General features: G+C 61.4%; 7 protein-coding genes and 1 pseudogene. 1 reads left to right on the forward strand and 7 read right to left on the reverse strand.

From position 1 onward, the window contains the following. The 7 genes and pseudogenes from KBT70_RS16795 to KBT70_RS16825 form a co-directional block, all read right to left on the reverse strand. Positions 1–472 (reverse strand): annotated as a pseudogene (locus KBT70_RS16795) (acyltransferase); the annotation flags it as partial. Between the two features lie 48 nt (positions 473–520). Next, positions 521–796: an HPr family phosphocarrier protein gene (locus tag KBT70_RS16800; RefSeq protein WP_296636802.1), complete on the reverse strand. Its 276-nt coding sequence runs from the start codon at positions 794–796 to the stop codon at positions 521–523. 16 nt (positions 797–812) lie between these two features. Further along, positions 813–1,205, reverse strand: coding sequence for a PTS fructose transporter subunit IIA (locus KBT70_RS16805; RefSeq protein ID WP_296636780.1), 393 nt, complete (start codon positions 1,203–1,205; stop codon positions 813–815). Between the two features lie 14 nt (positions 1,206–1,219). Further along, on the reverse strand, positions 1,220–2,149 hold the full coding sequence (gene rapZ / locus KBT70_RS16810) for an RNase adapter RapZ (RefSeq protein WP_296636783.1): 930 nt from the start codon (positions 2,147–2,149) through the stop codon (positions 1,220–1,222). Positions 2,150–2,161: 12 nt separating this feature from the next. Next, positions 2,162–2,599: a serine kinase gene (locus KBT70_RS16815; protein ID WP_296636786.1), complete on the reverse strand. Its 438-nt coding sequence runs from the start codon at positions 2,597–2,599 to the stop codon at positions 2,162–2,164. 4 nt (positions 2,600–2,603) lie between these two features. Beyond that, positions 2,604–4,316 carry a sensor histidine kinase gene (locus KBT70_RS16820; protein ID WP_296636791.1) on the reverse strand — a complete coding sequence of 571 codons (1,713 nt, stop codon included), beginning with the start codon at positions 4,314–4,316 and terminating at the stop codon, positions 2,604–2,606. Next, complete coding sequence (locus KBT70_RS16825) at positions 4,316–5,017, reverse strand: response regulator transcription factor (protein WP_037273860.1); 702 nt, start codon at positions 5,015–5,017, stop codon at positions 4,316–4,318. Before KBT70_RS16825 ends, KBT70_RS16820 begins: the two co-directional genes overlap by 1 nt. A gap of 370 nt (positions 5,018–5,387) precedes the next feature. Here KBT70_RS16825 and KBT70_RS16830 point away from each other — a divergent pair. Further along, positions 5,388–6,366 (forward strand): phosphoenolpyruvate carboxykinase (ATP) (locus KBT70_RS16830; RefSeq protein WP_296636798.1); only part of this gene is annotated, 979 nt, incomplete at its 3' end.

The following is a 6,366-nucleotide window of genomic DNA, read 5'->3' on the forward strand; positions in this document are numbered from 1 at the left end:
GTGCATCGGGTTCATGCGGGAAAGGGACAGAGATCATGTAAGAGGCCGCCACCTCGTCGATCCCGGTCAAAAGCGCGCGCGTGAGGATCTTGTAATCGCTGCGCCGCCGCCCGATCAGATCGGCCAGGATCATCCCATCCACCAGACCATGCGGATGGTTGGCCACAACCACCACCGGCCCCTCAAGCGGGATATGCGCCACCTCGGCATCGGGGGTCAGGAGCGGAATACCCATCGTATCCAAGGCCGCGCGCCAGAATGCCTGACCGGTCGGCGCGCCGCGCTTCTCGAATTTTCGGATCATGCGCAGGATGGTGATCTTGCCGGTCATCCATTCCATCACGCGGATGATGAACGATGTCAGCCCATTGTCGAAACTGTTGGCATAGGTCAGGCTGCGGCGGTCGTATTTGGTAAAGAGGACCGTTTCGCCCGTCTCTTTGCCGGACTCTGGCTGCGCCTTGGTGTTCACTAGTTTGTTCCTGTCCCGCTCATGTCGCGACTGCCTGATCCTGCGCGCCTACATGCCCTCGCCGAACCTGTCCGCAACCAGTGCCGCAACCGCCTCGGCCAGAGGGGTTGCGTCCGGCCCGACGATTTCGACGTCAATAGTGGTTCCTTTGGCCGCTGCCAACATCAAAAGCCCCATGATGCTGTCACCAGAGGCAGATTGCCCATTGCAAGAGACCTCGGCGCGGGCGTCAAAGCCCTCGACCACCTCGACAAGTTTGGCGGCGGCCCGCGCATGCAGCCCCTTTTCGTTGACGATCTCCATTCGCCGCGTCACCTTGTCCATGCTCACCCTCGCCTCCTCACTCTTCCGATACATTGTGGCTGTCGATATATTTGCGCCCCGCCTCGAGCGCCGCGCGCACCGCATCGGGCAGCGCCATGTGCCGGCTCTTGGCGAGCTTGATCAGCATCGGCAGGTTGGCCCCATAGAGAATGCGCCGGTCATTGGGGCGGCAGGCGCGCAGCGACAGGTTCGAGGGCGATCCGCCAAAGATATCGGTCACGAGCACGACACCGCCCCCGGTATCGACCGCATCGGCGGCGGCACAGATCTCGTCCTGCTTGGCGGTGCGATCATGGTCGCTCTCGATGGAAATCGCCATCACGCCGGTCTGGGCGCCCACCACATGCTCGACGGCCCTGAGATACTCATTGGCCAGCCCGCCATGTGCCACGATCACGATCCCGATCAAGACTGCGTCACTCCTCAGACGTCGCGGGCGGGGCCATGGGCCTCTGCCCCGCTGCGCCGCTCCAGTTCCCGATGCCTTATTGACACTTGCCAGCCGTCTTTCGCAAGGGTCGCACCCAAAGTTTCTGCCATGGCCACGCTGCGATGTTGCCCGCCGGTGCAGCCAAACCCGATCGAGAGATAGGCTTTGCCCTCGGTCTCATAGGCCGGCAGCAAGAGTTCGACCATCTCTGTCACCCGGCGGCGAAATTCCGCAAAGAGCGGATCACCTGCGATATGTGTCGCCACCTCGGGCGCGCGACCGTCCAAGCTGCGCAACTCCGGCTGCCAATAGGGATTGCGCAGGAAACGGCAGTCGAACACCATATCAAGACCACGCGGCAAGCCGCGCTTGTAGGAAAACGAATGCACCGAGACCGCAAGGCTTTCGGCCTCGCCGGGACCAAACCACCGCCCCAACTCGGCGCGCAGGTCATGCGGCGTCATGTCGGAGGTGTCGATCAAGAGGTCTGCGCGCGCGCGCACTGGCGAGAGCAGATCAAACTCGCGCGCAATCCCGGCCTCTGCGCTCTCGTCCGGGGCCAGCGGATGCCGCCTGCGGGTTTCCGAAAACCGCCGTTGCAGGATATCCGCGCGGCAATCGAGGTAGAGCACCTGAAGCGGCTGGCCGGGGTGCCAATCGCTTTGGTAGATCATGCCCGTCAGCGCGTTGGTCGAGAAATCCCGATTGCGGGCGTCGATCCCAAGGGCCAGCGGCTTGTCCGATTGCGGCCCCTCCAACAGGCGCGGCAAGAGCGAGAGCGGCATGTTGTCGATTGCCTCATAGCCCATATCCTCAAGCGCGCGGATCGCGGTGCTGCGCCCGGCGCCAGAGGGGCCCGTGACCAGAACCAGGCGATTGCGCGCCTCCCCGGCACTTGGGCGGGCGTCAGGCTCGGGCGGCATGGTGTGGCTCCTTCAGATCAACGTCCCATGAATGAGATATAGCAGGACCGCCGCCGGGAAATGTGCATGATCCGCTTTTTTTACAAGCGGCACGCTCTGCCCCAATAAATCGGCATGGGTCAGCGGCGGCAGGCGCTCTGTGCTCTCAGTGTCCAGATCGACGATGAGCGCAAGCGGCTGTGGCCCGACAGCGGGCAGGCTTAGGATACCCATGCCGCGCGCCTCGATCTGACCTCGGATGGTGGCTGGTGCGTCTGCCATGATGCACCCCTCCGCCAGCCAGAGCCGCGTGCGGTCATCGGCGACCAGCCCCGCGCCAAGCGCCAAAAGCTCTAGGGCAAGGCCGGATTTACCGCGCCCCGATGCGCCCCGGATCAACACCGCGCGCCCCGAATGGGCCACGCAGGTGGCGTGCAGGATGATCTCGTCGCGGGGGGGCGTGCCTGTCACCGGCTCAGACCGGCAGACCCACGACAAACCGTGCGCCCAGCGGATCAGAGGTGGCATCGGCATGGGTGGGGCGAATGTTTTCGGCCCAGATCACGCCATCATGCGCCTCGACGATCTGCTTGGAGATGGCAAGGCCAAGACCGGAATTGTTGCCGAAATCGCCCTCGGGCCGCTGCGAATAAAAGCGTTGGAATACCTTTTCCAGCGCCTGTTCGGGAATGCCCGGCCCGGTATCCTCGACCACTACCAGCACGCGGTTGGCCCGCCTGCGCGCCCAGACGCGGATCGCGTCACCGTCTTCGCAGAAACTGATGGCATTGGTGATGAGATTGACAAAGACCTGCGCCAGCCGCCCTTCGAGCCCGGTGATGACGATAGGCTGCGGCGGGAAATCCATGATGAATTCGATCCCGTTCTTCTGTGCCTCTTCACCCAGATAATTCCCGAGGTTCTGCAACATCTTGAGCAGATCGAACGCTTCCTGCTCTTCCTTGACCAATTCGCTGTCAAGCCGCGAGGCGTTGGAAATATCGCTCACCAGACGGTCCAGACGGCGCACATCATGTTCGATCACCTCCAACAACCGCTCGCGCTGATCGTCGCGCTTGGCGATGCGCATGGTGCCCACCGCCGAGCGCAGGCTGGCCAGCGGGTTCTTGATCTCATGCGCCACATCGGCGGCGAATTGTTCGTTGCTGTCGATCCGGTGATAGAGCGCCGAGACCATGCCGCGCAACGCGCCGCTCAGACGCCCGATCTCGTCGGGGCGCGCGGTCAGGTCGGGGATGCGGATGCGCCCCTTGGCTCCCTTGCCTTTGTTGCGGTCGCGCCCAATTTCCGCCGCCGCCGCCAGATCGGCCAGCGGGTTGGATATGGTCGAGGCCAGGATAAGGCTGAGGCCCACCGACACCAGCGTCGCAATCAGGAACATCTGGAGCACACGCTCGCGCTCGACCCGCGCCAGTTTGTCAATTTCGCCGCTGGCATTGGCCAGTGCCACCACCGCAACCGGCGTATCGCCCTGCATGACCGGGGCAGCCACGGTCAGCACGACCCCCTGCGCGGTTTCAGCGGTGCGCAATTGCACGCCGCCGCCAACCGCCAGATCAACCATGTCACGCGCCACGTCTTCGACCCCGCGCCCTGCTGCGGTCTTATCCGCCCCGGAAAACGGGCTCGAAATCCGTTCCCACAGGCGGCTGAGGAGATCCGTCATCGGCGTTGCGGGCAGGGTTGCGGTGCCGCCTTGGCCCAGCGTGTCCCCCTGCTTGCGCCCGACGAGCATCCCGGTGCGGTCAAAGAGCAAGACCTCGGTGCCGGTCTGCACATCAAGATGCGCAAGCGTGCTGGCCATATCCACCCCGTCGCCGGTGGCAAAGCTGACCGGCGCGCCTGCGGGCAGCCGCGCCTCGACCACATCGGCAATGAGCGCGGTCTGAACCATCAGGCTGTTGGCGCGCTGCATCGCCAGATTGTCGCGCGATGAGTTGAGATACAGGATGCCCACAACCAGCACGTTGAGGGCAATCAGATTGAAGGTGATGATCTTGCGGGTGAGCGAGGAGTCACGAAAACTGAACCACCCGCGCTTGGCGCGACGGGCGTTCAGCTCTCCTTCGTCCAGACGATCCGGTGCCACGAAATCATCGCCAAGGACAAGATCGTTATCCTTACGCGGCTGCACGTTCCGCACCCCTATCCGCTCGACCAGAGCCATTATTCTTCGTTGTACCGATACCCGATCCCATAAAGCGTCTCGATCGCCGAAAACTCGGGATCGACCATGCGCAGCTTCTTGCGCAACCGCTTGATGTGGCTGTCGATGGTGCGGTCGTCGACATAGACCTGATCGTCATAGGCCACGTCCATCAGTTGATCGCGGCTCTTGACGAAGCCGGGCCGCTTGGCCAGCGCCTGAAGCAGCAGGAATTCGGTCACAGTCAGCGACACGTCCTGCCCTTTCCAGCTTACCGAATGGCGCAGCGGGTCCATCAGCAGATTGCCGCGTTCGATCACCTTGGTTTCTTCGGTCTCGACCACGACATGCCCGTTGGCGGCATCCTGACGCCGCAACAGGGCGCGGATGCGTTCCACCAGCAAGCGCTGCGAAAACGGCTTTTTCACATAGTCATCGGCACCCATGCGCAGACCCAGAACCTCGTCGATCTCATCATCCTTGGAGGTAAGGAAGATCACGGGCATCTGCGATTTCTGGCGCAAGCGCTGCAACAGGTCCATGCCATCCATGCGCGGCATCTTGATGTCGAGCACGGCCATATCGGGCAATTTCTTGCTGAAGGCGTCAAAGGCCTGTTGGCCATCATTATAGGTTTCTACCTCAAAGCCTTCGGCTTCAAGAGTCATGGATACGGATGTCAGAATATTCCTGTCATCGTCCACGAGGGCGATTTTGGACATAGTTCTATTCCTTTTACTGCTCGGTCTGCCTGCATTTTTTGTGCCACTATGCTCTGTTTCCGGCCATCTTATCAATTCAAATCTGCGAATCAGCCGGGTCGCCATGGTCAATTGACGCAAAAATATCTTGATAATGGCTAAATTGACTCACTTTACACGCTCAGGGGGTGCAATGTTTGCGCCAACATCCACTTGGTTGCGCTAACCTGCGGCTGGTTGCGCTAACCATATGAATCTGCCCTGTTATTTTTCACAAGCTGCGTGCTAAGAGCCGCCCAGCCGGGCATGTTGCCCGACCGACGCCGCAACGGCGGCGCCCTGAACGATCCGACAGCACAGGCGCGGATCTGGCGAACAGGAGCTTGACAATATGACAATCGGACGGGTGAACCCGCATTTCCAGCTTGAGGATCAAGGCATCACAGGGCTGGGCCATGTCCATTACAACCTCATCGAACCGGCGCTGATCGAAGCGGCGCTCAAGAATGGTGAGGGCACGCTTGGCCAGGGTGGCACGCTGCTTGTGACCACCGGCACATTCACCGGCCGCTCGCCCAAGGACAAGCATATCGTCAAGACCGACAGCGTTGCCGATACGATCTGGTGGGAAAACAACGCCGCCATGTCGCCAGAAGGGTTCGAGGCGCTCTATGCCGACATGCTGACCTATCTCAAGGGCCGCGATGTCTATGTGCAGGACCTGATCGGCGGCGCAGACCCTGCGCATTCCATCAACATGCGGATGATTTCGGAACTGGCGTGGCACAGCCTCTTCAATCGCACCATGCTGCGCCGCCCCGAGCGCGCGGCGCTCGACAGTTTCACCGCCGATTTCACCGTCATCAATTGCCCCGGCTTCAAGGCCGACCCCGCGCGCCACGACTGCCGCTCGGAAACCGTGATCGCAATGAATTTCGACCGCAAGCTGATCCTTGTGGGCAATACCGAATACGCAGGCGAAAACAAGAAATCGGTGTTCTCGCTGCTCAACTACCTCTTGCCGGAAAAAGGCATCATGCCGATGCATTGCTCTGCCAACCACGCGCAGGGCAATCCGGTTGATACCGCCATCTTCTTTGGCCTCTCAGGCACCGGCAAGACCACGCTATCCGCCGATCCTGACCGCACGCTCTTGGGCGATGACGAACACGGCTGGTCGGATCGCGGCACCTTCAATTTCGAGGGTGGCTGCTATGCCAAGACCGTCAATCTGAGCGCCGAAGCAGAGCCGGAAATCTACGCCACCTGCTCGATGTTCGGCACCATCATTGAAAACATGGTGTTCGACCCCGAAACGCTCGAGTTGGATTTCGAGGATGACAGCCTGACGCCCAACATGCGCTGCGCCT

The sequence above is a fragment of the Roseovarius sp. genome, from assembly GCF_018066915.1.
In the GTDB taxonomy this organism is placed as follows: Bacteria; Pseudomonadota; Alphaproteobacteria; order Rhodobacterales; family Rhodobacteraceae; genus Roseovarius.

Excerpts from the sequence above, each read along its gene's own strand:
- KBT70_RS16825 (WP_037273860.1), bottom strand. The coding sequence starts at position 5,017 with ATGTCCAAAATCGCCCTCGTGGACGATGACAGGAATATTCTGACATCC.
- KBT70_RS16800 (WP_296636802.1), bottom strand. The coding sequence starts at position 796 with ATGGACAAGGTGACGCGGCGAATGGAGATCGTCAACGAAAAGGGGCTG.
- KBT70_RS16820 (WP_296636791.1), bottom strand. The coding sequence starts at position 4,316 with ATGGCTCTGGTCGAGCGGATAGGGGTGCGGAACGTGCAGCCGCGTAAG.
- rapZ (WP_296636783.1), bottom strand. The coding sequence starts at position 2,149 with ATGCCGCCCGAGCCTGACGCCCGCCCAAGTGCCGGGGAGGCGCGCAAT.